Source organism: Homoserinibacter gongjuensis, from assembly GCF_030161875.1.
Lineage (GTDB): Bacteria > Actinomycetota > Actinomycetes > Actinomycetales > Microbacteriaceae > Homoserinibacter > Homoserinibacter gongjuensis.
The window spans coordinates 1,645,851-1,670,491 of sequence record NZ_BSVA01000001.1 but is presented as its reverse complement, the minus strand read 5'-3'; the positions used below and the strand labels follow the sequence as shown (position 1 = coordinate 1,670,491).

The 24,641-nt window shown below is 70.4% G+C and carries 23 protein-coding genes, 1 tRNA gene, 9 pseudogenes and 1 riboswitch; of the genes and pseudogenes, 15 read left to right on the top strand and 18 right to left on the bottom strand.

The genetic code is table 11. The annotated features are described in order from the left end of the window. Nucleotides 1–16: 16 nt before the first annotated feature. From QQK29_RS09010 to QQK29_RS09000, 3 genes are read right to left on the bottom strand one after another with little or no spacing between them, the layout of a single operon-like run. Nucleotides 17–700: a response regulator transcription factor gene (locus QQK29_RS09010; protein WP_284299638.1), complete on the bottom strand. Its 684-nt coding sequence runs from the start codon at nucleotides 698–700 to the stop codon at nucleotides 17–19. Beyond that, nucleotides 697–1,167 (bottom strand): sensor histidine kinase, encoded by a 471-nt coding sequence (locus QQK29_RS09005; RefSeq protein ID WP_284299636.1) that lies wholly within the window; start codon nucleotides 1,165–1,167, stop codon nucleotides 697–699. Before QQK29_RS09005 ends, QQK29_RS09010 begins: the two co-directional genes overlap by 4 nt. Before the next feature lie 56 nt (nucleotides 1,168–1,223). Next, nucleotides 1,224–1,853: a histidine kinase dimerization/phospho-acceptor domain-containing protein gene (locus tag QQK29_RS09000; RefSeq protein ID WP_284299634.1), complete on the bottom strand. Its 630-nt coding sequence runs from the start codon at nucleotides 1,851–1,853 to the stop codon at nucleotides 1,224–1,226. Nucleotides 1,854–2,038: 185 nt separating this feature from the next. On the opposite strand from QQK29_RS09000, the gene phoU reads away from it, so the two are divergent. Beyond that, entirely contained in the window at nucleotides 2,039–2,680 is a 642-nt protein-coding gene (gene phoU, locus QQK29_RS08995; protein WP_284299632.1) for a phosphate signaling complex protein PhoU, read from the top strand. A 156-nt stretch (nucleotides 2,681–2,836) separates the two neighbouring features. Continuing rightward, nucleotides 2,837–3,760, top strand: coding sequence for an alpha/beta fold hydrolase (locus QQK29_RS08990; RefSeq protein ID WP_284299630.1), 924 nt, complete (start codon nucleotides 2,837–2,839; stop codon nucleotides 3,758–3,760). A gap of 116 nt (nucleotides 3,761–3,876) precedes the next feature. Here the strand turns inward: QQK29_RS08990 and QQK29_RS08985 are convergent. From QQK29_RS08985 to QQK29_RS08975, 3 genes and pseudogenes are all read right to left on the bottom strand, one after another. Next, nucleotides 3,877–4,187: pseudogene (locus QQK29_RS08985) on the bottom strand (thiamine-binding protein). 12 nt (nucleotides 4,188–4,199) lie between these two features. Then, the gene (locus tag QQK29_RS08980; protein ID WP_284299628.1) at nucleotides 4,200–4,403 is read right to left on the bottom strand and encodes a hypothetical protein; all 204 of its coding nucleotides are present in this window, start codon (nucleotides 4,401–4,403) and stop codon (nucleotides 4,200–4,202) included. Nucleotides 4,404–4,439: 36 nt separating this feature from the next. Then, a pseudogene (locus QQK29_RS08975) lies at nucleotides 4,440–5,185 on the bottom strand (phosphoglyceromutase). Nucleotides 5,186–5,292: 107 nt separating this feature from the next. On the opposite strand from QQK29_RS08975, the gene QQK29_RS08970 reads away from it, so the two are divergent. After that, nucleotides 5,293–6,177 (top strand): class I SAM-dependent methyltransferase, encoded by an 885-nt coding sequence (locus QQK29_RS08970; protein WP_284299626.1) that lies wholly within the window; start codon nucleotides 5,293–5,295, stop codon nucleotides 6,175–6,177. Here the strand turns inward: QQK29_RS08970 and ygfZ are convergent. The 3 genes and pseudogenes from ygfZ to QQK29_RS08955 all read right to left on the bottom strand — a co-directional run bounded on the left by ygfZ (nucleotide 6,110) and on the right by QQK29_RS08955 (nucleotide 8,259). Next, a pseudogene (gene ygfZ, locus QQK29_RS08965) lies at nucleotides 6,110–7,152 on the bottom strand (CAF17-like 4Fe-4S cluster assembly/insertion protein YgfZ). The gene QQK29_RS08970 and the pseudogene ygfZ overlap by 68 nt on opposite strands. 28 nt (nucleotides 7,153–7,180) lie before the next feature. Beyond that, nucleotides 7,181–7,812 (bottom strand): annotated as a pseudogene (locus QQK29_RS08960) (nitrobindin family protein). Between the two features lie 153 nt (nucleotides 7,813–7,965). Then, the gene (locus tag QQK29_RS08955; protein WP_284299624.1) at nucleotides 7,966–8,259 is read right to left on the bottom strand and encodes a hypothetical protein; all 294 of its coding nucleotides are present in this window, start codon (nucleotides 8,257–8,259) and stop codon (nucleotides 7,966–7,968) included. Nucleotides 8,260–8,328: 69 nt separating this feature from the next. Between QQK29_RS08955 and QQK29_RS08950 the strand changes: the two are divergent. From QQK29_RS08950 to pstB, 7 genes and pseudogenes are all read left to right on the top strand, one after another. Further along, a pseudogene (locus tag QQK29_RS08950) lies at nucleotides 8,329–9,023 on the top strand (response regulator transcription factor). 51 nt (nucleotides 9,024–9,074) lie between these two features. After that, nucleotides 9,075–11,249 (top strand): RNA degradosome polyphosphate kinase, encoded by a 2,175-nt coding sequence (locus QQK29_RS08945; RefSeq protein WP_284299622.1) that lies wholly within the window; start codon nucleotides 9,075–9,077, stop codon nucleotides 11,247–11,249. Nucleotides 11,250–11,260: 11 nt separating this feature from the next. After that, a complete protein-coding gene (locus QQK29_RS08940; protein WP_348533840.1) occupies nucleotides 11,261–12,187 on the top strand; it encodes an NUDIX hydrolase in 927 nt (308 codons plus the stop codon). Between the two features lie 135 nt (nucleotides 12,188–12,322). After that, nucleotides 12,323–13,288 (top strand): annotated as a pseudogene (locus tag QQK29_RS08935) (phosphate ABC transporter substrate-binding protein PstS); the annotation flags it as partial. A 225-nt stretch (nucleotides 13,289–13,513) separates the two neighbouring features. Further along, nucleotides 13,514–14,452 carry a phosphate ABC transporter permease subunit PstC gene (gene pstC, locus QQK29_RS08930; protein ID WP_284301934.1) on the top strand — a complete coding sequence of 313 codons (939 nt, stop codon included), beginning with the start codon at nucleotides 13,514–13,516 and terminating at the stop codon, nucleotides 14,450–14,452. Then, nucleotides 14,452–15,533, top strand: a pseudogene (gene pstA, locus QQK29_RS08925) (phosphate ABC transporter permease PstA). The gene pstC and the pseudogene pstA overlap by 1 nt, the downstream one beginning before the upstream one ends. 14 nt (nucleotides 15,534–15,547) lie before the next feature. Next, nucleotides 15,548–16,327: a phosphate ABC transporter ATP-binding protein PstB gene (gene pstB, locus QQK29_RS08920; protein WP_284299618.1), complete on the top strand. Its 780-nt coding sequence runs from the start codon at nucleotides 15,548–15,550 to the stop codon at nucleotides 16,325–16,327. Nucleotides 16,328–16,753: 426 nt separating this feature from the next. Here pstB and QQK29_RS08915 read toward each other — a convergent pair whose 3' ends face one another. After that, on the bottom strand, nucleotides 16,754–17,386 hold the full coding sequence (locus QQK29_RS08915; protein ID WP_284299616.1) for a DNA-directed RNA polymerase subunit beta: 633 nt from the start codon (nucleotides 17,384–17,386) through the stop codon (nucleotides 16,754–16,756). 57 nt (nucleotides 17,387–17,443) lie between these two features. Here QQK29_RS08915 and QQK29_RS08910 point away from each other — a divergent pair. Beyond that, a tRNA-Lys gene (locus QQK29_RS08910) sits at nucleotides 17,444–17,516 on the top strand. Between the two features lie 85 nt (nucleotides 17,517–17,601). Here the strand turns inward: QQK29_RS08910 and QQK29_RS08905 are convergent. Beyond that, the gene (locus tag QQK29_RS08905) at nucleotides 17,602–17,844 is read right to left on the bottom strand and encodes a dihydrofolate reductase family protein (RefSeq protein ID WP_284299614.1); all 243 of its coding nucleotides are present in this window, start codon (nucleotides 17,842–17,844) and stop codon (nucleotides 17,602–17,604) included. Then, complete coding sequence (locus tag QQK29_RS08900; protein ID WP_284299612.1) at nucleotides 17,772–18,176, bottom strand: dihydrofolate reductase family protein; 405 nt, start codon at nucleotides 18,174–18,176, stop codon at nucleotides 17,772–17,774. Before QQK29_RS08900 ends, QQK29_RS08905 begins: the two co-directional genes overlap by 73 nt. Before the next feature lie 49 nt (nucleotides 18,177–18,225). Between QQK29_RS08900 and QQK29_RS08895 the strand changes: the two genes are divergently transcribed. Then, nucleotides 18,226–18,819 carry a TetR/AcrR family transcriptional regulator gene (locus QQK29_RS08895; protein WP_284299610.1) on the top strand — a complete coding sequence of 198 codons (594 nt, stop codon included), beginning with the start codon at nucleotides 18,226–18,228 and terminating at the stop codon, nucleotides 18,817–18,819. 62 nt (nucleotides 18,820–18,881) lie between these two features. Here the strand turns inward: QQK29_RS08895 and QQK29_RS08890 are convergent, their stop codons facing one another. Both QQK29_RS08890 and QQK29_RS08885 read right to left on the bottom strand, forming a co-directional pair. After that, nucleotides 18,882–19,604, bottom strand: a complete 723-nt coding sequence (locus tag QQK29_RS08890) for an alpha/beta fold hydrolase (RefSeq protein ID WP_284299608.1) — start codon at nucleotides 19,602–19,604, stop codon at nucleotides 18,882–18,884. Between the two features lie 69 nt (nucleotides 19,605–19,673). Beyond that, nucleotides 19,674–20,144 (bottom strand): RNase H family protein, encoded by a 471-nt coding sequence (locus QQK29_RS08885; protein WP_431308674.1) that lies wholly within the window; start codon nucleotides 20,142–20,144, stop codon nucleotides 19,674–19,676. A gap of 169 nt (nucleotides 20,145–20,313) precedes the next feature. Continuing rightward, nucleotides 20,314–20,379: riboswitch (guanidine-III (ykkC-III) riboswitch) on the top strand. A gap of 10 nt (nucleotides 20,380–20,389) precedes the next feature. On the opposite strand from QQK29_RS08885, the gene QQK29_RS08880 reads away from it, so the two are divergent. Both QQK29_RS08880 and QQK29_RS08875 read left to right on the top strand, forming a co-directional pair. Beyond that, nucleotides 20,390–20,704 (top strand): DMT family transporter, encoded by a 315-nt coding sequence (locus QQK29_RS08880; protein WP_284299606.1) that lies wholly within the window; start codon nucleotides 20,390–20,392, stop codon nucleotides 20,702–20,704. A 2-nt stretch (nucleotides 20,705–20,706) separates the two neighbouring features. Beyond that, the gene (locus QQK29_RS08875) at nucleotides 20,707–21,072 is read left to right on the top strand and encodes a DMT family transporter (protein WP_284299604.1); all 366 of its coding nucleotides are present in this window, start codon (nucleotides 20,707–20,709) and stop codon (nucleotides 21,070–21,072) included. Nucleotides 21,073–21,107: 35 nt separating this feature from the next. Here the strand turns inward: QQK29_RS08875 and QQK29_RS18885 are convergent. Further along, a pseudogene (locus tag QQK29_RS18885) lies at nucleotides 21,108–21,380 on the bottom strand (DUF1508 domain-containing protein); the annotation flags it as partial. Between the two features lie 124 nt (nucleotides 21,381–21,504). Between QQK29_RS18885 and QQK29_RS08870 the strand changes: the two are divergent. Continuing rightward, the gene (locus QQK29_RS08870; protein WP_284299602.1) at nucleotides 21,505–22,290 is read left to right on the top strand and encodes a putative protein N(5)-glutamine methyltransferase; all 786 of its coding nucleotides are present in this window, start codon (nucleotides 21,505–21,507) and stop codon (nucleotides 22,288–22,290) included. A gap of 83 nt (nucleotides 22,291–22,373) precedes the next feature. Here the strand turns inward: QQK29_RS08870 and QQK29_RS08865 are convergent, their stop codons facing one another. From QQK29_RS08865 to QQK29_RS08855, 3 genes and pseudogenes are all read right to left on the bottom strand, one after another. After that, nucleotides 22,374–22,775 (bottom strand): VOC family protein, encoded by a 402-nt coding sequence (locus QQK29_RS08865; protein ID WP_284299600.1) that lies wholly within the window; start codon nucleotides 22,773–22,775, stop codon nucleotides 22,374–22,376. A gap of 19 nt (nucleotides 22,776–22,794) precedes the next feature. Then, nucleotides 22,795–23,216 (bottom strand): annotated as a pseudogene (locus tag QQK29_RS08860) (helix-turn-helix transcriptional regulator). A gap of 14 nt (nucleotides 23,217–23,230) precedes the next feature. Further along, the gene (locus QQK29_RS08855; RefSeq protein WP_431308673.1) at nucleotides 23,231–24,304 is read right to left on the bottom strand and encodes a VIT1/CCC1 transporter family protein; all 1,074 of its coding nucleotides are present in this window, start codon (nucleotides 24,302–24,304) and stop codon (nucleotides 23,231–23,233) included. Between the last annotated feature and the right edge of the window lie 337 nt (nucleotides 24,305–24,641).

The following is a 24,641-nucleotide window of genomic DNA, read 5'->3' as shown; positions in this document are numbered from 1 at the left end:
GCGCTCGGCGGCCCGCTCAGTTCTCGAAGCGGTAGCCGAGTCCGCGCACCGTCACGAGGTGCACGGGAGCCGAGGGATCCGGCTCGATCTTCGCGCGAAGGCGCTTGATGTGCACGTCGAGCGTCTTGGTGTCGCCGAAGTAGTCGGACCCCCACACGCGATCGATGAGCTGCCCGCGGGTGAGCACGCGGCCCGCGTTGCGCAGCAGGTACTCGAGCAGCTCGAATTCCTTGAGCGGCATGGCGACCTCCGCGCCGTCGACCGACACCGCGTGACGCTCGATGTCCATGCGCACGGGCCCCGCCTCGAGCACGACCTCCTCGAGCTCGTCGCTCGCCTCGATACGCCGCCGCAGCACGGCCCGGATGCGCGCGAGCAGTTCGCGACTCGAGTACGGCTTCGTGACGTAGTCGTCGGCGCCGAGCTCGAGGCCGACCACGATGTCGACCTCGGAGTCCTTCGCGGTGAGCATGATGATCGGCACACTCGAGCGGGCACGCAACTCGCGGCACACCTCCGTTCCGGGGAGTCCCGGCAGCATGAGATCGAGCAGCACGAGATCGGCGCCGTGCGCGTCGAACGCGGTGAGCGCGGCCCGGCCATCGCTCGCGATCGCGGTCTCGTAACCCTCCCGCTCGAGCAGGAACGCGAGCGGCTCGGCGAGAGAGGGCTCGTCTTCGACGATGAGGATGCGGGTCACGTGCGGGCTCCACGACTCGGAACGGCGGCGGCCTCTGGGGCCTGGGGGAGGCGGATGGTGAAGGTCGACCCGTGACCCTGCTGCGACCAGACGCGCACCTCGCCGCCGTGGTTCTGCACGACGTGCTTGACGATCGCGAGACCGAGCCCGGTCCCTCCGGTCTGGCGGCTGCGGGCGTTGTCGAGCCGGAAGAAGCGCTCGAAGACGCGCTCGCGCTCGGATTCGGGGATGCCGACCCCCTGGTCGGTGACCGCGATCTCGATCGCGCCGTCGCGGTGCAGAGCACCGATACCGACCCGCGTGCCGTCGGGCGAGTACTGGATCGCGTTGGCGATGAGGTTGTGCACAGCGGTGACGAGCATCGACTCGTCGCCCCACGCCACGGCATCCGGATCGGTCTGCGCGACGAGCGTGATGCGGTGCGATTCGGCGGCGACGCGGTTGGCGTCGACGGCGCGGGCGATCACGCTGTCGACGCTGACCCGCTCGGCGTTCTCGAGGGCGTCCGCCGATTGCAGGCGGCTCAGCTCGATGATCTCCTGGGTGAGGAGCGCAACCGCTCCGACTCGATCGTGAGCCGCGTGGCGAAACGGCGCACATCATCCGGGTCGTCGGCCGCCGACCCGATCGCCTCGGCGAGCAGCCCGATCGCGCCGATCGGGGTCTTCAGCTCGTGCGAGATGTTGGCCACGAAGTCACGCCGCACCTCCTCGAGGCGATGCGCCTCCGTGCGGTCGTCGACGAGCACGAGCACGAAGCGGCTGCCGATCGGGGCGGCACGCACGGCGAGTTGCAGCCGGGCCTCACCGAAGGGGCCGCGCGGCAGCTCGAGCTCCTCCCCCGCCGGTTCGCCTGCGGTGCGCACGCGATCCACGAGCGCCACGAGCTCGGGGTGCACGAGGGCGCCGTTCCACACGAGCCCGAGGGTGACCGCGGCCGGTGAGAAGCTCACGACGTTGTTCGAGGAGTCGAGCACGATGCCGGCGTTGTCGAGGGCGTCGACGACCTGCTCGACCCCGTCGGGAACGGTCGGCGTCACGACGGCGGCGGCGCGTTGTCCGCGTGAATGGGCGACCACGACGGCGGCGGATCCGCCGATGCCGACGGCGAGCCCGAAGCCGAGGGCGGCGGGCACGAGCCAGGCGGCGTCCATGCGACTAGATTAGGGCGGACCCACCCCGGCGACCGGCGAACGCGGGAGGTCTCGGCAACCCTTCGCGGGTCGTTCATCATCCGGCCACCGCGCGTTAACCTTCCCGGGAGACCGTGGCAGGGCGGTCGGCGTGATGACAACGCTGCCGCGGAGACACCGGACCCGGTCCGGCGAAAGGACGAGCTATGCGCGAGGTGTTCCAGCAGGAGCTGCACGAGGTGCAGGAGCGTCTCGTCGAGATCGCGACCCTCGTGGCCGACTCGATCGACGACGCCACGCGCGCCTTCAACGAGTCGGATGTGACGCTCGCCGAGGGCGTCATCGAGAACGACCGCAGGATCGACGTGCTCGCCGCCGAGCTCGACGAGCTGGCGATCACGATCCTCGCCCGCCAGCAGCCGGTCGCACGCGATCTACGCATCGTCGTGAGCGCCCTGCGCATCTCGGCCTCCCTCGAGCGGATGGGCGACATGGCCGAGCACATCGCACAGCTCGCGCGCTACCGCTTCCCCGAGAAGGTCGTGCCGAAGGGGCTGCGCTCGACGTTCCGCGAGATGGGTGCGCTCGACGTCGAGATCGCACGCAACCTGACCGAGCTGCTGCGCACCCAGGACACCGACATCGCCGAACACATCCGCAACGAGGACGACAAGGTCGACGCGCTGCACCTCGCCGTGTTCGACAAGGTGCTCGGCGAGACGTGGAAGGGCGAGACGGTCGACACCGTCGACGCGACCCTCGCCTCCCGCTACCACGAGCGCTTCGCCGACCACGCCGTCTCGATCGCCAAGAAGGTGCAATACCTCGCGACCGGCGACTGGGCCTGAGCCCGCACCCTCCGACCTCTCCTGGCGCGGCTGGAGCCGTGACCCGTCGGCGGGAGAAACGCCTCCCGCCGCGCGGTCGTTTTCCCCGCCACGGCATCGGCGTCGATGGTCGTTTCCCCGCCACGGCATCCGCGTCGATGGCCATACGCTGGCACCGTGACCCCACAGCCGGCCGACATCCCGAGCGCCTACCGCGACGCGGAGGCCCGGCTGCTCGCGGAGTACGCGCTCGAGCGCGCCGACGACCGCATGGTCGAGATGCCCGGCGCCGGGATGCGGCTGCACGTCATCGAGCTCGCGGGCGACGAGCGCGTTCCCGTCGTGCTGCTGCACGGCATGGCGGCCGTCACGGCGGCCGCTGTGCCGCTCATCCCCGCGTTCGGCGGACGCCGCGTGATCGCGCCCGACTGGCCCGGCCACGGACTCTCGGATGCCACCACGATTCCGCGCACCGGCATCCGCGACGCCTCGCTCCCCTGGCTCGACGCCGTGCTCGACGACGCGGGCCTCGAGCGCGCACACCTGGTCGGCCACTCGATGGGCGCCCAGTTCGGCCTGTACTACGCCCTCGCCCGCCCCGAGCGCGTCGCGAGTCTCACGGTGCTCGGCGCGCCGGGCGTCGCGCTGCCGGGCACGTCGACGCCGTTCGGGATGCGGATGCTCGCGCTGCCCGGTTTCGCGAGCATGCTCACGCGCCCCGTGAGCCGCGAGCGGTACGAGCGCAACAGCGCGATGACGCTCGGTCCCGGCGCCGTGGGCGGGTGGCCGCGCGAGCTCGTCGATGTCGGCTGGTACGCCTCGCTGCGGCCCGAGTTCCGCGCGACGGCACCGCAGTACTACCGCGGGCTGGGGCGGCGCGAACTGCAGCTCGCGCCCGAGGAGCTCGCGGGCGTGACCGCACCCGTATTCGCCCTGTTCGGCGAAGACGACGTCTTCCTCGACCCCGAGGTCGGCGACGCCGGGCTCGCGACGATCCCGTACGTCGAGGTGACGGTCGTACCGGGTGGCCATGCGCCGTGGCTCAACAGCCCCGTGCGGTCGGCCCGAGCGGTGGCGGGCTTCCTCGACGCGCAGGCTTAGGGGAGGTGCGCGCGGCGGAGCGCGTCGGCGGGGGCAACCGCGCAACCGGGCGGCATTATCCGCATATGGCGGGAGCAACATCCCCCGCCGCGTGCCGGTTTCTCCGCCCCGATTCGCTAGCTGCCGTGACCCTCGTCGATTGCGCGCTCGAGCCGCTCGATCTTGCCGTCGAGCTCGCCCGAGTATCCGCGGCGGATGTCGGCCTTCAGCACGAGCGAGACACGCGAACCGTACGCGGTGACAGCCTCCGTCGCACGCTTCACGACATCCATCACCTCGTCCCACTCCCCTCGAGCTCGGTGAACATCGAGGTCGTGCGGTTGGGCAGCCCCGAGTCGCGCACGATCTGCACGGCCGCGGCGACGGCGTCGTGCACGGAGCCGTCGGGGCTCGAACTGGTCGGGGCTACCGAGAATGCGACGAGCATTGGTGGGTCCTTCTAGTGGTCGGAGTTGACTTCGGGCGCGGTCGGCGCAGCTGCGCGTCGCCGGCGGAACCATGCCCGCAAGGCGCTCACACCGTAGCCCAGCGTCATCGAGATGACGACGTAGACTGCCGCGACCACGATGAGGCCGGCAAGCAGCTGCCACAACGAACCGGTGACGAGGAAGAACGCGCCTACGGCATTGCCGACGCCGTCCATGGCACCACTATGGCACGCGGCGCAGAGACGTGGTTGTTACTTCTTGCCCTGGGCGGCGACCGCGGCGGCTCCCGCGGCGGCGGCATCCGGGTCGAGGTAGCGCGAGGGCCCGTCGGGCGGAAGTCGTCGTCGAGCTCGTAGACGAGCGGGATGCCGGTGGGGATGTTGAGCCCCGCGATGTCGTCGTCGGAGATGCCGTCGAGGTGCTTCACGAGGGCGCGCAGCGAGTTGCCGTGGGCGGTGACGAGCACCGTCTTGCCGGCCGCGAGATCCTTCGTGATGTCCGATTCCCAGTAGGGCAGCATCCGGTCGATCACGAGCTTGAGGCTCTCGGTGCGCGGGAACTCGGCGTCGGGCACGTCGGCGTAGCGCGGGTCGCCGAACTGCGAGAACTCGGCGTCGTCGGCGAGCGGCGGCGGCGGCACGTCGAAGGAGCGGCGCCACTCCATGAACTGCTGCTCGCCGTACTTCTCGAGCGTCTCGGCCTTGTCGAGACCCTGGAGCGCGCCGTAGTGACGCTCGTTGAGGCGCCAGCTGCGCTTCACCGGGATCCACGCGCGGTCGGCCACGTCGAGCGCGAGGTTCGCGGTCTGGATCGCGCGGGTCAGCACGCTCGTGTAGAGGATGTCGGGGTGCAGTCCCGACTCGGCGAGCAGCTCGCCCGCCCGCTTGGCCTCCGCGACGCCCTGCTCCGAGAGCCGCACGTCGACCCATCCGGTGAAGAGGTTCTTCTGGTTCCATTCGGAGTTGCCGTGGCGGAGCAGGATGAGCGTCGACGTCATGCATCCAGCCTACCGAGGTGGGTCATCGGCAAAACGCTGTAGCGTCTGGCCCCCGGCGGCAGTCATCACGGGCGCGCCCCACCAACCGCTGTAGCGTTTGGCAGGAGATGGGGAGAGCAGGCAAGCCCGAGGGACGCATCACCCGGGGCACCACGGGAGTCAACCGCCTGCGGCGGGTGGACCGGTGGATCGCGGCGCTGCCGGTGCTGCGGTCGGCCGCCGACCCGCTCGTGGTCGACCTGGGCTACGGGGCCTCCGCCACGACGAGCAACGAGCTGCACGAGCGCCTCGCGCGCGTACGTCCGGATGTCGAGGTGCTCGGCATCGAGATCGACCCGGAGCGGGTGCGCATCGCCGCGCGCGCGGCGCGGCCGGGCGTGAGCTTCCGGCTCGGCGGCTTCGAGGTGCCGACCGACGACGGGCGCCGCCCCGCCGTCATCCGGGCGCTCAACGTGCTGCGGCAGTACGACGAGAGCGAGGTCGCGGATGCCTGGGCACGGATGCGCGCACGCCTCGCCCCCGGCGGGCAGCTCGTGGAGGGCACCTGCTCCGAGCTGGGGCGCGTCGCGAGCTGGGTGACACTCGACGCCGACGGCCCGCACACCTTCACGATCTCGCTGCGCCTCGCCGAGCTCGAGGCGCCGTCGATCGTGGCCGAGCGCCTGCCGAAGGCGCTCATCCACCGCAACGTGCCCGGCGAGCGCGTGCACGCGCTGCTCGTCGAGCTCGACCGGGCGTGGGCGACGCATGCGCCGCTCGGGGTCTACGGACCGGTGCAGCGCTGGCAGGCGGCGGTGGCATCCGTGCGGGAAGCGGGGTGGCCCGTGCTCGATCGGCCGCCGCTCGGCGGCCGCGGGCGGTGGCGTCTCGGGGAGCTCTCGGTGCCGTGGATCGCCGTCGCCCCGCTCCCGCGACGTGAGGGGCTCAGCGGGCGCCGAGGCGCGGCAGACGCGGCACGTCGGCGGTGGCACCGGCGCCCGGCGGCACGATGACCTGCTGCACGGCAGGCACGAGTACGCCGGCCGCGTCGATCGTGAGCTCGGATGCCACGTCGGCCGAGCGCTTCACGAGCGCGAGCGCGATCGGGCCGAGCTCGTGGTGCCGCGCGGATGCGGTGACCCGTCCGACGACCGCGCCCTCGTCATCCGGGCGTCCGAGGCGCACCTCGGCACCGGCATCCGGCAGCACGGCGTCGCTGCCGTCGAGGTGCAGCAGCACGAGGCGGCGCGGCGGGTGACCGAGATTGTGCACCTTCGCCACCGTCTCCTGCCCGCGGTAGCAGCCCTTCGCGAGGTGCACGGCCGAGCGCAGCCAGTCGAACTCGTGGGGGATGGCGCGCTCGTCGAGCTCGGTGACGGCGCGCGGACGCCAGGCCGCGATGCGCAGGGCCTCGAGCGCGAGGGTGCCCGCGGCCGGCAGCGTCGCGAGTTCGGCGAGGCGTGAGGTCTCGACGAGCGCCTCGCGGTAGCTCCAGCCCTCGGCCGGATGCTCACCCGCGGCGTACTGGAACCCACCCGGCTGCACGACCCCCAGGGGTCGACCCAGACGAGCGGCACACCGTTCGGTGCAGCGGTCGCCGCGGGGGCATCGCCGAAGGTGCCGATCGTGGCGAAGTCGGCCGAGCGGTTAGCCACCTCGACCTGCAGCATGAACCGCATGCGGTCGAGGAAGGCCGCGAACCCGGAGCCGGTGCCCGCGTCCATGAGCAGCCAGGTCGTGGTGCCGTCGTCGACCACGCGCGCGACGTACTCGATGCGGCCGGTCGGGTCGAGCAGCATCGTCTCGGCGGAGGTACCGGGGGCGAGCGTCGCGATCGCCTGCGAGGTGAGCGAGTCGAGCCAGCTCAGACGGTCCGGGCCGGTGATCGTCACGACGTCGCGGTCGGAGAGGTCGACGACAGCGTCGCCGGATGCCAGCGGCCGCTGCTCGCCGATCGGGTCTCCGTAATGCTCGGGCGGGTCGCCCACGGCGCCGCGGCGTGCGGCGAAGGGGTGGTCATTCGACCCGCCCCAGGCGCCCGGATGCGTGGGTGCGCAGGTCCTGCCCGAGCGCCGCGATGTCCCAGGCCCACAGCAGGTGGTCGTCGACGAGCCCGTACATGCGCGTCGCCGCCGCGTACTCCTTCGCCGTCGCGGAACGCAGCACGGCATCCGTCGCGAGGTCGATGCGCGGCCCCGTGATCGCGCCGAGGTAGAGCTCGCTCACGCCGCCCGGCTGCACGAGCAGCACCTCGATGTCGAAGCCGCCGGCGTCGTTGCGCAGCGTCTCGACCGCCTCGGCGGTCTGGAACACCGGTTCGGCCGTGGCGGGCAGCATGCCGGGGCCGTCATCCCCCGCGCTCAGCGGGCGGGAGAGACGCCAGTAGCCGATCTCCGAGAACAGGTGACGCGGATGCGGTTCCTCGCCCGCAGAATCGGCTTCGGCATCCGCGGCGGACAGCAGCCACGCGGTGCACGAGTACTGCAGGTGGGGGTGCCGTCGTGGCTGAAGGCGATGCGCTGCCCGAACTCGCGTTCGTGCACCTCGTCGCCGACCTTGTAGGCCATCACGCCCGACCCCTCCCAGACGCCGATGAGCCAGGAGAGCGGAACGAGTTCGGCCGGAAGGTCGACGTCGAGCTCGAACACCGTCAGCGCTGGCCGCGGAACAGGTTCACGAGCACCACGACGGAGACGGCGCCGATCGAGAGCGTCGCAAGACCGAGCAGACCGATGAAGAAGAGCTCGAGCGCCAGCATCATGCTGCCCACTCTACCGCGGGGCTACCGCGCGTCGCTGACCTCAGCGGGGGAACGCGATCTCGATCGTCGTGTACGTCGACAGCCCGATCCCCACGAGCACCCCCGTCGCGACCACGAGCACGATGAGCGCGCCACCGAGGCTCGCCGTGATGCGCTCGACGAGCCCCTCCTTGCGGGCCAGGCTCAGCTGGATCGCGAAGGTCAGCAGCACGGCCCCCGCCATGACGACGGGGATCCAGGTCAGCAGGCCCGGGAGCGCGAAGATGCCCACCGCGATCGCCCCGAGCACAGCGGCGACCCATACCGGGATGACGCTGCGCAACGAGATGGCCACGCGCTTCAGACTACGCGGGTCGTACACTCATGCGTAGCGACGAGACCCGACCGCCCCGAAAGGACCTGCGTGGCGCAGCTGCTGATCCTGAGCCCCGCCGCCGACACGGATGCCCTGCCGGCGTTGGGACTGCTCGGCCACCGGGTGCGGGTCATCCCCGCCGAGCCGGCCTCGCTCGTGAACGCTCCCACCTCGGATGTCGTGCTCGTCGACGCGCGTCAGGACCTCGCGAGCGCCAAGTCGCTGTGCAAGATCCTGCGCACGACGGGACTCGGGGTGCCGCTCGTGCTCGTGCTCACCGAGGGCGGTCTCACCGCCGTGTCGGCCGACTGGGGGTCGACGAGGTGATCCTCACGACCGCGGGTCCGGCGGAGGTGGATGCGCGCATCCGGCTGGTGATCGACCGGCTGGCCCAGCAGAGCACCGACTCGAAGATCCAGGCCTCGGGGGTGACGATCGACGAGGCGAGCTACTCGGCGAAGGTGCACGGGCGACCGCTCGACCTCACCTTCAAGGAGTTCGAGCTGCTGCGCTTCCTCGCCACCCACCCGAGCCGGGTGTTCACGCGCGAGCAGCTGCTCTCCGAGGTGTGGGGGTACGACTACTTCGGCGGCACCCGCACGGTCGACGTGCACGTGCGGCGCCTGCGCGCCAAGCTCGGCGAGCTCGACTCGCTCATCGGCACGGTGCGCAACGTCGGCTACCGCTTCAACGTCTACGAGGACGAGCCCGCGCCCGTGCCGGCGGACGCGCCCGCCGGGTGAGAACCCTGACACGTCATCCGCCGTTAACCGTGATGCTGGCAGGATGGTGCGATGGAGACGAACAGCCCGTTCGGAGACGCCACGCTGGCAGCGGACCTGCTCGACGACTACGACGCCGATCCCGCCCCGCTCGACGACGGGACGCTGCCGCCCGACCGCTTCCTCGACCGGGAGATCAGCTGGCTCGCCTTCAACCAGCGGGTGCTCGAACTCGCCGAAGACCCTCGCCAGCCGCTGCTCGAGCGCGCCAACTTCCTGGCGATCTTCGCCTCCAACCTGGATGAGTTCTTCATGGTGCGCGTCGCCGGCCTCAAGCGCCGCATCGACACCGGGCTCGCCGTGCCCACCAACGTCGGTCGCGCCCCGCTCGACGTGCTCGCCGACATCTCGGATCGCGCCCACGAACTGCAGGAACGTCACGCCCGCGTCTTCCGCGACCAGGTGAAGCCCGCGCTGGATGCGGCCGACATCCACATCGAGACCTGGAACGACCTCGACGAGGCCGACCGGGACCGCATGCACGACGTCTTCCAGAACCAGATCTTCCCGGTTCTCATGCCGCTCGCGGTCGACCCGGCGCATCCGTTCCCGTACATCTCGGGGCTCTCGCTCAACCTCTCGGTGCGGGTGCGCAACCCCAAGACCGAGAAGGTCGAGTTCGCGCGCCTCAAGGTGCCCACCAACCTGCCGCGGTTCGTGCAGCTGCCCGACGTGCGCGGCATCCTGCGCTACATCCCGCTGGAAGACCTCATCGCCAACCACCTGGGCGAGCTGTTCCCGGGCATGGAGATCCTCGAGCACCACGAGTTCCGCGTGACGCGCAACGAGGATGTCGTGATCGAGGAGGACGAGACCGAGAACCTGCTGCAGGCGCTCGAGAAGGAGCTGTTGCGGCGGCGCTTCGGCTCGCCCATCCGGCTCGAGATCTCGGACGACATGGACGAGCTCACGCTCGAGCTGCTCATGCAGGAGCTGCGCATCACCGACCGCGAGGTGTACCGTCTGCCGGCGCCTCTCGACCTCGGCGGGCTCTTCGAGCTCAACCGGCTCGACCGGCCCGACCTCAAGTACCCGCGGCGGGTGCCCACCACCTCCGTCGCCCTGCAGCCCGCCGAGCCCACCGAACGACCCGACATCTTCGCCTCGATCAGCGCGGGCGACATCCTGCTGCACCACCCCTACGAGTCGTTCGCGACGAGCGTGCAGGCCTTCCTCGAGCAGGCCGCGGCCGACCCGAACGTGCTCGCCATCAAGCAGACGCTGTATCGCACGAGCGGTGACAGCCCCATCGTCGAGGCGCTCATCGACGCGGCCGAGGCCGGCAAGGCCGTGCTCGCCCTCGTCGAGATCAAGGCGCGCTTCGACGAGCAGGCCAACATCTCGTGGGCGCGCAAGCTCGAGCGCGCCGGCGTGCACGTCGTCTACGGGCTCGTGGGGCTCAAGACCCACTGCAAGCTCGCGCTCGTGGTGCGGCAGGAGGGGCGCACGCTCACCCACTACAGCCACATCGGCACGGGCAACTACAACCCCAAGACGAGCCGCGTCTACGAGGACCTCGGGCTGCTGACCGCCGACCCGGTCGTCGGCAAAGACCTCACGCGCCTCTTCAACGAGCTCTCGGGCTATGCGATCGAGAAGAAGTTCAAGCGCCTGCTCGTGGCGCCCCGGTACCTGCGTCGCAGCCTGCTCAAGCAGATCGAGGCGGAGACGGCGAACGCGCTTGCCGGGCGGCCCAGTGGCATCCGCATCAAGGTCAACTCGATGGTCGACGAGGCCATCATCGACGGCTTGTATCGCGCGAGCCAGGCGGGCGTGCCCGTCGACGTGTGGGTTCGGGGCATCTGCTCGCTGCGACCGGGCGTGCCGGGGCTCAGCGAGAACATCCGGGTGCGGTCGATCCTCGGCCGCTACCTCGAGCACTCCCGCATCTTCCACTTCGAGAACGACGGCGACCCGCAGGTCTACATCGGCAGCGCCGACATCATGCACCGCAACCTCGACCGCCGCGTCGAGGCTCTCGTGCGACTCGACAACCCTGCCCACATCGCCGAGACGAGCGAGCTCTTCGACCTCGCCATGGACCCGGGCACCTCCGCGTGGCATCTCGAACCCGACGGCGACTGGGTGCGGCACGATCGGGATGCCGCGGGCGAGCCGCTCGTCGATCTGCAAGACGAGCGCTGGCGTCAGGTGTCGAGCCGTCGACGTCCGGTGGGCGCCCGATGAGCCCGGGGCCCGTGCTCGCGGCAGGCGCTGTGTGCTGGCGCGTGTCGAAGAAGGGCAAGCCGAAGATCCTGCTCGTGCACCGCACCCAGCACAAGGACGTCTCGCTGCCCAAGGGCAAGGTCGACCCGGGCGAGACACTGCCCGAGACGGCCGTGCGTGAGATCGCCGAGGAGACGGGGCTCATCATCGGGCTCGGCGCCCCGCTCGGGGTCGTCGAGTATCGACTGCCGGGCGGGCGCGACAAGCAGGTGTACTACTGGGCGGGCGAGGTCAGTGCCGAGTCGCGTGCCAACTCGACCTTCGTCGCCAACGACGAGATCGAGGAACTGCACTGGGTCGGCATCACGAAGGCCCGGAAGGTGCTCAGCTACCCGCACGACGTCGACATCGTCGAGCGTTTCGCCGAACTGTTCGCGCAGGGCCGGGCGCGCACCTTCGCGATCGTCGCGTTGCGGCACGGCAAGGCGGTGCCCGCCGAGGACTGGGACGGCCCGGACGCGACGCGACCGCTCATGCAGCGCGGCGTCAACCAGTCGATGAGCGTCGCCCACGGGATCGCCGCCTTCCGACCGCGTGCGCTCATCAGCTCGACAGCAGAACGGTGCCTGCGCACGATCGCGCCGACCGCACGGGTGACGGGGCTTCCGGTGGACGAGGAGCACGTCATCAGCCAGGACGAGTACCGCTCCGGCGGCAAGGCCGTGCGCGCGCTCGTGGCGGAGCGGATCGACGCGGCCGAGAGCACGGTTCTGTGCAGTCACGGCCCCGTGCTGCCCCAGATCATCGCCGCCGTGGCGGAGCTCACCGGAACCGCCGGGAGCTCGAAGCTGCAGCGCGCTGCCGCCCTCGGCACGGGCGAGTACGCCGTGCTGCACGTGCCGATCGAGCATCCGGAATCCGGACTCGTCGCCGTCGAGGTGCACGGCCCGACCGTCTGAACCGGCCACCACCGTTGCCCGCCTGTTAACCTCCCGTTCACCGTCGCCCACGACGCTGGTCACTGTCGCTTCCTAGCGTCGGCAGCGAGGCCGCCAAGAGCCTCGAACCTGACCGACATTCCCGAAGGGAACACAGTGAAGATCACGCGTATCGGCGGCGCAGCCCGCCTCGCCGGATGGGGCGCCCTCGCCCTCGCAGGCGCCCTCGCCCTCAGCTCGTGCGCCGCCAACGAGCAGCCGTCCGGTGACGGCGGCACGACCGGCAGCACCCTGTCGGGCACCTTCAACGGTGCAGGAGCGTCGTCGCAGGGCTCGGCGCAGGATGCCTGGGTCGCCGCCTTCCAGACCGCCAACCCCGACGTCACCGTCAACTACGACCCGAGCGGTTCGGGCGCGGGCCGGGAGACCTTCATCGGCGGCGGTTCCGACTGGGCCGGCTCCGACTCGGCGCTCTCCGACGAGGAGCTCGCCGGCTCCTTCGGTGCGTGCGCCGCCGACAGCCCGGCCATCGACATCCCGACCTACATCTCGCCCATCGCGGTGATCTTCAACGTCGACGGTGTCGACGAGCTCAAGCTCGACGCCGCCACCCTCGCGAAGATCTTCAAGGGCGACATCACCAACTGGAACGACCCGGCGATCGCCGCCCTGAATGAGGGAACGACCTTCCCCGATCAGACGATCACCGCCGTGCACCGCTCCGACGACTCGGGGACCACGAAGAACTTCACCGACTACCTGAACCAGCTCGCCCCCGAGGTGTGGGACGCGAAGCCGGCGGACCCGTTCCCCTACCAGACCGGTGAGGGCGCGCAGGGCACGACCGGTGTCGTCGACGCCGTCGCGACCGGAACGGGCACGATCGGCTACGCCGACGCGTCGAAGGCGGGCGCGCTCAAGACCGCCAAGATCAAGGTCGGCGACGAGTTCGTGGGCTACACGCCGGAGGCCGCGGCCGCGGTCGTCGCCGACTCGCCGCTCGTCGAGGGCCGCGACGCGAACGACCTCGCGTTCACGCTCGACCGCAAGACCACCGACCCGAGCCACTACCCGCTCGTGCTGGTCTCCTACAGCATCGTCTGCCAGGAGTACGCGGATGCCGCCAAGGGCGAATTCGTGAAGGCCTACATCGGCTTCATCACGAGCCCCGAGGGCCAGAAGGTCGCCGCCGAGTCGGCGGGCGCCGCCCCCTCTCGAGCGAGCTGTCGGCCAAGGTCGCCGACGCGATCGCCTCGATCAAGTAACCACGACGGGATGCGGCCTCCGGCATTGCGCCGGGGGCCGCATCCCGACACACTGAACCCGACCCCCACCAGACGAGGACGCATGACCGCCGCCCCGGCCCGGATCACCGCCAAGAGACGTCTCGGCGACACGCTCTTCTCGACGGGGGCGCTCGCAGCGGGCGCCCTCATCCTCGTGGTTCTCGCGGGGGTGGCCGTCTTCCTGATCGCCCAGTCGCTGCCCGCCTTCGTCGTCGATCCGTCCGAGATCAAGGGATCGCCCGACAGCTTCTGGGCCTACGTGCTGCCGCTCGCCTTCGGCACCGTGTGGGCTGCCGCGCTCGCGCTGCTCATCGCCGTGCCGATCGCCCTCGGCATCTCGCTCTTCATCTCGCACTACGCCCCGCGCCGTCTCGCGCAGGGGCTCGGCTACACGATCGACCTGCTCGCGGCCGTGCCGTCGGTCGTCTTCGGACTGTGGGGCGCACGCGTGCTCGCGCCCGCGATCCAGCCGTTCTACTCCTGGCTCGTCGACAACCTCGGCTGGATCCCGCTGTTCGCGCCGCCCGTCTCGGGCACCGGCCGCACCATCCTGACGGTCGCGATCGTGCTCGCGGTGATGATCCTGCCGATCATCACGGCGCTGTGCCGCGAGGTCTTCCTGCAGACGCCCAAGCTGCACGAGGAGGCGGCGCTCGCCCTCGGGGCGACCCGCTGGGAGATGATCAAGCTCGCGGTGCTGCCCTTCGGGCGACCCGGCATCATCTCGGCCGTCATGCTCGGGCTCGGCCGCGCCCTCGGCGAGACGATGGCGGTGGCGATGGTGCTCTCGCCCGCCACGATCATCAGCTTCGTGCTCACGAGCTCGCAGAACCCCACGACGATCCCCGCCAACATCGCCCTCAACTACCCCGAGGCGTACGGCATCAACGTCAACGTGCTCATCGCGACGGGGCTGATCCTGTTCGTGATCACCTTCGCGGTCAACTCGGCCGCTCGTTGGGCGGTCGCGCGCCGCAAGGAATTCTCGGGAGCCAACTGATGACGACCGACCTCCAGGCGCGTCCGCTCGCCAACTCGCTCACCGCGGGCAAGCTGCCACGGGCGGCACCGTGGGCGGTGCTCGCCGCATCCCTCGCCGTCTGCCTCGGCACGGGCGCGTTCCTGGCGCTCAGCACCGACGAGGAGTTCAACTGGATCCTGTCGCTCATCGCGGGCGTGGCGCTCTTCGTGCTCGCGAACTGGCTGATCTCGCGTCTCGTCGAAGGCGCGCGACAGGCCACCGACCGGCTCGTGACCTCGCTCGTGACGGCCGCGTTCGTGCTCGCGCTCATCCCGCTCATCTGGCTCACACTGACGGTCGTGGCCGACGGCCTGCCGACCCTGCTGAACGGCACGTTCCTCACCCACTCGATGCGCAACGTCGTCGGCGAGGGCGGCGGAGCGCTGCACGCGATCGTCGGCACCCTGCTCATCACGGGGTTCGCGGCGCTCATCTCGATCCCGATCGGGCTCATGACCGCGATCTACCTCGTCGAATACGGCACCGGCCGGCTCGCGCGCGGCATCACCTTCTTCGTGGATGTCATGACCGGCATCCCCTCGATCGTCGCGGGGCTCGCGACCTACGCCCTGTTCTCGCTGCTGTTCGGCGACGGCGTGCGCAGCGGGTTCGCGGGGTCGATCTCGCTGACGATCCTGATGATCCCGGTCGTCGTGCGCTCGAGCGAAGAGATCATGCGACTCGTGCCGAACGAACTGCGGGAGGCCTCCTACGCGCTCGGTGTGCCCAAGTGGCGCACCATCCTGAAGATCGTGCTGCCCACCTCGGTGGCCGGCATCACGACCGGCATCATGCTCTCGATCTCGCGCGTCATCGGCGAGACGGCCCCCTGTTGATCGTGGCGGGGTTCACGGCATCCATGAACTACAACCCCTTCGGGGAGCGGATGATGTCGCTGCCCGTCTTCGTCTACACCCAGTACGTGAGCCCCGGCACCGACTCGTCGTTCTACTTCGAGCGGGCCTGGGCCGGGGCGCTCACGCTCATCATCATCGTCGCCCTGCTGAACGCGGTCGCGCGACTCGTCTCCCACTTCTTCTCGCCCAAGCTCGGGCGCTGACCGGTAAGGAATCCATGTCCAAGCGCATCGAAGTCCGCGACCTCGACGTCTACTACGGCGCCTTCCGTGCCGTCGAGGGCGTGTCGCTCACGATCGAGCCCCGCACGGTGACGGCCTTCATCGGGCCGTCCGGATGCGGCAAGTCGACCTTCATCCGCACGCTCAACCGCATGCACGAGGTGATCCCGGGCGCGCGCGTCGACGGCGAGGTGCTGATCGACGGCAACAACCTGTACGGACCGGGCGTCGATCCGGTGCTCGTGCGGCGGCAGGTGGGCATGGTGTTCCAGCGGCCGAACCCGTTCCCGACGATGTCGATCCGAGAGAACGTGCTGGCCGGGGTGCGGCTCAACAACAAGAAGATCTCGCGCTCGGATGCCGATGACCTCGTGGAGCGCTCCTTGCGCGGCGCGAACCTGTGGAACGAGGTGAAGGACCGCCTCGACAAGCCCGGCTCCGGGCTCTCGGGCGGTCAGCAGCAGCGGCTCTGCATCGCGCGCACCATCGCCGTCTCGCCCGAGGTCATCCTCATGGACGAACCCTGCTCGGCCCTCGACCCCATCTCGACGCTCGCGATCGAAGACCTCATCGAGGAGCTCAAGAAGGAGTACACGATCGTCATCGTGACCCACAACATGCAGCAGGCCTCGCGCGTCTCCGACCGCACCGCCTTCTTCAACATCGAGGGCACCGGCAAGCCGGGCAAGCTCATCGAGTACGACGACACGACCAAGATGTTCTCGATGCCGTCGGTGAAGGCCACCGAGGACTACGTCTCGGGCAAGTTCGGGTGATCCACGGGCGGGTGCGGCATCCGCGCGCTCAGCGCTCCTTGCTGTTGTGCAGGAGTTCTGCTGTTGTGCAGGAGTTCTCGGGCAGGCTCCGAGGCCTCCCAGACGCTGACCAGGGGTTTTCCGGACGGCGGGCACGAGAGGATGCGGGAATTCCTGCACAACAGAAAACAGGGGCGGAGACGTGAGTGCCGGGCCGCAGAACGCCTCTCGGCGCGAGGCCGCTCGAAGCGGCGAAAAGTGGAGCCCGGGGTTACTGCGGCCCGGCCGTGACAGTTTACGCGAGGGCCGCCCGCCCCGCAGTCGTGTCGAAAATGCAGGAGAACTGCACAGCTAGCACCCAGGCGAGCCCGGAAACACGGCCCCTTCGCCGCAGATCTCCTGCATTTTCGACAATGAGGCGCGGCCGCCGGGGGCGGACGACGCGCGCTACTCGAGCGCGTCGTCGCGCGCGAGGCGCGCGCACACGGCGAGCTCCTCGGCGACGGTCGTGAGGCGTGCGGCGCGGGTCGTCAGCTCGGTCGAGCGTTCGGGCGCGGCGCCCTCCTGGTCGTCGGCGATGGAGGCGGCACCGGATGCCTCCACGCGGCAGAACGCGGATGCCCGCTCGAGCGCGTGGGCGAGGTCGCCGTCGAAGACCCCGCGCAGGATGCGGTCGGAGAGTTCGAGCACCTCCTCCGGTCCCGCGGGGCTCGGTGCGCCCGCGATGACGGGATCGATCGTGACGAGCGTCTCGGTTCCCCGCTGGAACAACAGCGCCACGCCATCCGGGTCCTGCCGGATCATGGTGCGCAGCAGGTAGATGCGCCATAGCGCACCGGGCAGTGTGTTGGGGCCCGACATGGCCCACAGTTCGGCGACCGCGTCGAGGCCGTGCTCGTCGGTGAAGCGTACGACGCGGTCGAGCACCTCGGGATCGTCGCTGTCGCGCACGCGCGCCACGAGCCCGCGCGCGGTGTCGTGGGCGATGCGGCGGCTCACGGCCGGGTCGACGAAGGATCCGGGGAACGCCTCGAACTCGCGTCCGCCGAACAGGGTGGGCTTGTGGAAGTCGTCGGCCATTCGCACCATTCTGCCCCCGCGCGCGGCAACCCGCTCGGCGACTACCCTGGATGGGTCGGGCCTGTAGCTCAGTCGGTAGAGCATCGGACTTTTAATCCGCGGGTCGAGGGTTCGAGCCCCTCCGGGCCCACCGATTCCCGGCCGCAGATCGGCGTGCTCGTGTGAGCGGTGCAGCGCAAGAACCAGCAGGTGGGACCACGCCGCGCACACCTGGCTCAGGCGACCGCGACCCGCTCGTACTCTGCGAACGAGACGCCCGAGGTGAACTCGCGCGTTCCGACGTGGGTGAACAGTCGCGGATCGTAGGCGCCACCCGCGATCAGGGGGATGCCGTTCCCGAACAGCACCGGCTGCCGCTTGAGGAGGAAGCGGTCGATCTCGCCGATCAGCTGCCCCGCGAGCCGACCGCCTCCGCACAGCCAGATGTCCTTGCCGGGCTGCTCCTTGAGTTCCCGCACGAGCGCGACGGGGTCACGGTCGGTGAAGGTGACCCCTCGACCGGCTGCTGCGGGCGGTGAGTGAACACGTACTGCGCGAGGTGCCCATAGGGACTCGGGTGGTCAGGAAGTCCGACGCCCCAGGTTGCCGAGCCCATGAGCACGGCGTCGAAGCGACCGCCGCTCTGGTCGAGGCCGAGGGATGCCGCGAAGGCTGTCGGGATCGTGTCGGCGTAGCCCTCGTTGATGCCCTGCATGTGGTCGCCCTCCATGAGAAACGCGTCGAACTGGCCGTCGGGGCCCGCGATGTAGCCGTCCATGCTCACGGCGACGTAGTAGATGAGTTCACGCATGTGGTTCTCCAATCACAGCAGGTGTTCCGGTTAATGTACATCACCTGCTGTGGTTGCGCTAGGCTGCCCACATGGCACGCAACGATGCCCGCCGACGGGACCTGGCCGACGCCGGCATCCGAGTGCTCGCCGAATCCGGCGCTCGCGGCCTCACCCATCGCGCGGTGGACCAGGCCGCCGGTGCACCCATCGGCACGACCACCAACTACTTCCGCAGCCGGTCGCAGCTGCTTCAGGGCCTCGTCGAACGCATCGGGGAGCGACTCGCCCCCACCCAGCAGTTCGTCGACGAACGCGCGGGGCTGCCCCCACGCGCGAGCTCTTCGCCGAGTACCTGCGGAACATCGTCGAACGACTGCTCACCCATCGCGAGGTCACGATCGCGCTGCTCGAACTGCGTCTCGAGAGCATCCGCCGGCCGGAGGTCGCCGAGGTGCTCGGCGCGTGGCTCCGGGCGGGCTTCGCCGCCGATGTCGAGTTCAACGCCGCCGCGGGCCTGCCGGGCGACGCGCGCCACATCGCGCTCTTCCACTACGCAATCGACGGGCTGCTGCTCGATCGCCTCACGACGCCCCTCATGCCCGATGAGAGCCTGGACGACATCGTCGACGCCCTCGTCGACGGCCTGCTGCCCGAGGTCTGAACCGCGCGCACACGAAGCGGATGCGGTCGCCCGCGGAACGGGACGGGTGACGGAGGCGCGGCCTAGCCGAGCGCGTCGGCGAGTGCCGTGTCGAGCCGCTCCGCGACGGGTGCGTTGTCGGCCCGCAGCTCGATGCCGTGCGCATTCGAGGTCGCCACGAGCAGCTCCGCGTTCGGCTGGGCGTCGGCGAGCTCGCGCGCCTGTGCGGGGAAGTCACCATCTCCGTTGCCTGCCATGAGCAGAACGGGGGCGTCGATCTCGGAGATCGCGCTGAGCGCATCTGCACCCGCGTACTCGGTCGGTGCCGAGATCGCCACGACGAGACTCGGGGCCGGCGTGAGCGCGGGGGCGGCCGCGAGCACGTACGTGCCGCCCATCGATGCGCCGACCAGGGCGTACCGCTCGACACCGTTCTCGCGCAGCCACACGACCGCGGCACCGATCACCGCATCCGGGGTTCCCGTGAGCGACGGGATGAACACCTGGAAGCCCCGCGCGGCGAGCTCGCGCCCGTAGTCGTTCCACGAGCACGGCCGCTGCCCCGCCTGGTGCGCGAGGATCACCGCGCTCTCGCCCTCGCCGAAGGCGAGCGACTCGCTGCGTGGGAGCGGATCGTCGCCGAGCGTCAGCACGGTATCGCCGTCGTGCACGCACCCCGCGACGCCGCCCGGTTCGTCGACGACGGTGTAGCTCGGAAGCGGCGCGGTCGTGGGGCTTTCGGCGGGCGGTTCGGCCGCCTGGCATCCCGCGAGCGCGACACAGGCGGCGATGGCGGCTGCGGACAACAGAAGACGACGGGGGACATCGTGGTGGTTTCCGTTCTTTCCTCGTGTAACGACGACACGAAGCTAGCACTACCGCCTGTCGCCCGACCCCCGCGGCGGGTCGACCGAAACGTCGAGCTTCTCCTGCGCGCCGCCGAGCGACGACCACTCCGACGCCGTGCCCTTCGCCGCGTGCCGCGACGCCCGAACGGCACGCTCGTCGGCCCAGGAGTTGAGGCGATGCCCCGCGTGGCCGCGCACGTGCTCGAGCACGACGTCCGGCAGCCCTGCCGCGCGCCGGGCGTCGCGCACCTCGATGAGCTGCTCGAGGATCTCGCGATTTGCCACAGGCTTCTTCGCGCTCGTGACCCAGCCGCGGCGCTTGTGGCCGTCCATCCACGAGGAGTACGTGTCGATCGCGTACTTCGAGTCGGCCTGCACGACCAGCTCGCGCACGTTCAGGTGGTCGCGGATGGCGTGCAGCAGACCCAGCAGCTCGCCGATGTTGTTGGTGCCCTGCGGAAGCGAGCCGGCGGCCCAGTGGCCGTCCTCCCCACCCACGCCCAGCCCGCGGGACCGGGGTTGCCCTTGCAGGCACCGTCGGTCGCGAGCACGTATCGTCCGGGCACGGCGCGATCGGAGGATGTCACCCGACGAGTCTGCCAGGCGCCGCGCACCCGCCGCTGCGGCCTGCACACGCGCTGCACAGCATCCGCCGCTAACGTCGGTGCTGGGGGCCGATGCAGGTCTCGCGGACGAGGGAGCAGTACCCGCACCACGACAAGACTGACTCGGAAGGGTTCGTCATGACGTGGATCGTGCTCATCGCGTCCGGGATGCTGGAGGCCGTCTGGGCCACCGCGCTCGGGGCCTCGAAGGGGTTCCGTCGGCCCGTGCCGACGATCGTGTTCGTGGTCGCGATGACCGCGAGCATGGTGGGGCTCGCCTACGCGATGTCGGAGATCCCCACCGGCACCGCCTACGCCGTGTGGGTCGGCATCGGCGCGACGCTCACGGTGCTGTGGGCGATGATCACGGGCACCGAGAAGGCCGGGCTCGTGCGCCTGCTACTCATCGGCGCGCTCGTCGGCGCCGTCGTCGGGCTCAAGGTGGTGAGCTGAGGATGCCGTGGATCGTGCTGCTCGCAAGCGCCGTGCTCGAGGCGGTATGGGCGACCGCGCTCGGCTACTCCGAGGGGCTCAGCCGCCCGCTGCCGACCGCCGTCTTTCTGGGCGCCCTCGTCGTGAGCATGCTCGGACTCGGCTGGGCCGCGCGCCGCATCCCGATCGGCACCGCCTACGCGGTGTGGACGGGCGTGGGTGCAGCGCTCACCGTCGGATACGCGATCGCCGTGGGCGACGAGGCCGCGTCGCCGCTCAAGCTGCTCTTCCTCGCCGTGATCGTGGGCGCGGTGGTGGGTCTGAAGCTCGTGCCGGCGGAACCGCGCCGCGCCGAACACGAGCCCGACGTCGGCGCGACCACCGGCTGAGCCCTACGGCCCCGTCGCACCCCGGCGTTGTCGCGCACGTTGTCGGCCGCGCGTTGCGCGTTCGACTTCGAGGCGAACGACTCACCCGGCACCGCGACGACGTTGTTGCCGCGATGCGCACGCCAGCGCCAATTGCCGCCCTTGTCTTCGTAGAGCTCGTAGGTGGCCTCAGCGGCTCCGGCCTTGAACGCCTCGGCGGCGCGGTTGGCGTTCGACTTGGAGGCGAACGACTCACCCGCCCACGCGACCGTCTGACCGTTGCTCGAGTTGAGCCACCAGGAGTAGTTGCCGCCGGAGTCGGCCTTCACTTCGAATTGCACGTCGTCGTGCTCTCCCCGGCGCGCCGCGCCGGATGTCGTCAGTATGGCGGGGCGCCGTGCCGGTGTCCATTCATGGCGGCGGTGATCGGCGACCGCGAGTAGCGTTGCCGCGATGCCCCCACCCGATCCGCTCGTCGCACGCCTGCGCGCCGCCGGCTGCGTGTTCGCGGAAGACGAGGCTGCGCTCTTGCGCGGTGCGGCGTCCGGCGAGGCGCTCAAGGCGCTCGTGGCGCGCCGGGTGGCGGGTGAACCGCTCGAGGTGCTCGTGGGCTGGGCGGAGTTCGCGGGGCTGCGCGTCGCCGTGGCGCCGGGGGTGTTCGTGCCGCGGCGACGCAGCGAACTGCTCGTGAACGCGGTGCTCGAGGCGCTCACGGATGAGGCGATCGTCGTCGAGCTCTGCTGCGGGGTCGGGTCGATCGCGGCGGCCGTGCGCGCCGCGCGACCCGACGCCAAGGTGTGGGCGAGCGACATCGACCCGGATGCCGTGGCGGTCGCGCGGCGCAATCTGCCGCCCGATCGGGTGCGCGAAGGCGACCTGTATGACGCTCTGCCGGCATCCCTGCGTGGTCGGGTCGACGTGCTCGTGGCCAACGCCCCGTACGTTCCCACGGAGGAGATCGCCTTCATGCCCGCCGAGGCGCGCGACCACGAGCACCGGGTGGCGCTCGACGGCGGAGCCGACGGTCACGCGGTGCAGGGGCGCATCGCGGCCGGGAGCCGGGAGTGGCTCGCACCGGGTGGCCGCGTGATCATCGAGACGAGCCGTCGGCAGGCGCCGCGCACGGCCTCACTGCTCGAGCAGCAGGGGTTCCAGGTGCGGGTCGTGCGCGACGAGGAGCGCGACGGCACGTGCGTCGTCGGGGTGCTCGGGGGCGTGGAGGGCAGCCCCGCTGGTTGAGGAGCCGCGCAGCGGCGTCTCGAAACCCGCCGCCGAGGCAGGAACGTGCGTCCACCGCCCGTCAGGCAGCATGATCGCGCACATCAGTGCTGGGTGAGCCGCAGCTGGTTGCCCGCCGGGTCGCGGAAGGCTGCGTCGCGCACGCCCCACGGCTGATCCATGGGCTCCTGCATGATGTCGGCCCCGGATGCGGCGATGCGTTCGAAGTCGGCGTCGAGGTCGTCGGTGGCGAGCACGATGCCGCCGAGCACGCCCTTCGCGAGCAGATCGGCCATCACCTCGCGGTCGGCATCCGACTCACCCGCGCCCACCGGCGTGAGCACGATCGAGACATCCTGGCCGGCGGGGTTGAGGGTGATCCACCGCATGCCGCCGCCCATGTCGACGTCGTTGCTCACCTCGAAACCGACAACGTCGCGATAGAAGGTGAGCGCGGCATCCGCGTCGTCGAAGGCGATGTAGCTGTGCTGGATTCTGATTGTCATGCCGACACGCTACGGCGCGTCACCCGGTGGGCGCTTCTCGATTCCTGATCGGTCGGGTGACCGTCTTGGCGATGCACGGGATGCCGTCGAGCGCTGCATCAGCGACGTCGGGGGTGACGGTCGCCCGGTACTCGCTCGGGGGACGCCGACGAGCTTGGCGAAGCTCGTGCTGAACGAGCCGAGGGAGGTACACCCGACCGCCACGCACACCTCGGTGACGCTGAGATCGCCGCGACGCAGGAGAGCCTTCGCGCGCTCGATGCGGCGCGTCATGAGGTAGCCGTAGGGCGTCTCACCGTAGGCGGCGCGGAAGCTGCGGGAGAAATGGCCCGCCGACATGAGGGCCGTGCGCGCGAGCGACTCGACGTCGAGAGGATCGGCGTATTCCCGGTCGATGCGGTCGCGCGCCTTGCGCAAGCGGACGAGGTCGGCGCGGTCCATGGCTCCAGTCTCGCCTATGCGAGCGTCGCCCCGAAGAGCAGCCCGAGCAGATACGTGGCGGCAGCGGCGCCGAACCCGATCGCGAGCTGACGCAGGGCGCGGGTGAGCGGTGAGGTGCCGGAGAGGATGCCGACGATCGCACCCGTGCCGAGCAGTGCCACGCCCACCAGCCCCGAGGCGAGCAGCACGGCGTCGATGCCCGTCATCCCGAACAGATAGGGCAGCACGGGGATGAGCGCGCCGGAGGCGAAGAACAGGAAGCTCGACCCGGCGGCGTGCCACGGCGAGCCGACCGCCTCATCGGGATCCACGTCGTCGGGCGGGGTGTCGGCGTCGAGGTAGAGGGTCGCGAGCACCTCGCGGGCGTGCTCCTCGGCCTCGCCCTGCGCCATGCCGCGGGCGCGGTAGACGAGTGCGAGCTCGTTCGCGTCGACGTCGAGGTGCGGCAGTGCGGTCTGCGAGTCGGGGTCGGGTCGGGATGCCGCGAGCAGCTCGCGCTGCGACTTGACCGAGACATACTCCCCGGCCCCCATCGACAACGCGCCCGCGAGAAGGCCTGCGATGCCGGTGAACAGCACGACGTGCGGTGGGGCTCCCGTCGCCCCGATGCCGAGCACGAGGGCGAGGTTCGAGACCAGCCCGTCGTTCGCCCCGAAGACGGCCGCCCGGAACACGCCCGAGAGCTGGGTGCGGCCGCGCGCGGCGAGACCCCGCAGCACCTCGCCGTGGATGCGCTCGTCGGCTGCCATCCGCTCGGTCGCGTCGGCGTCGACGTCGTAGGGCGAGCGCCCCTCCGCCCGCTGCGCGAGGGCGAGCACGAACAGGAAGCCGAGGCGCTTCGCGAGGAACCCGAGGAACCGGGTGCGCGCATCCGGGGTCGGAGCGGGCGACTGATGCTCGCCGAGCAGCTCGAGCCAGTGCTGTTCGTGCCGGCGCTCCGCCTCGGCGAGACCCAGCAGGATGTCGCGCTCGCGCCCGTCGCGGCGCTCGGCGAGGTCGCGGTAGATGTCGCGCTCGGCGCGCTCGGCGGCGAGATAGCGCCGCCACCGGCGGATCTGGGAGGGAGTCGGCGAGGTCACCTGATGCATTCTGCCCACTGCATACGAGTTGCGGGGCGCCGAATCCGTCGGCTGCCACGGGGGTCGGCACCTCGCGGCGTCCGACCCGCCGCGCCGACAGCCGAGCGAGCTATGTCGAAAATGCAGGAAACCCGGGCGTGTCGCCGAGGCGGGCCCTGCCATCGCGGGCATGACGCCGCAACTCTCCTGCATTTTCGACACAAGGCGGCGGGTGCCACCGGGGGCGGCCGGCGGGGGTGGCAGGCGCCGGGGCGCGCGGATGCCGGAGTCAGCTCGCGAGGTAACGCAGGCCCCAGCGTCCCTCGTACGACTCGCCGGGCTCGAGCCAGATGAGGTCGTCGCCCGA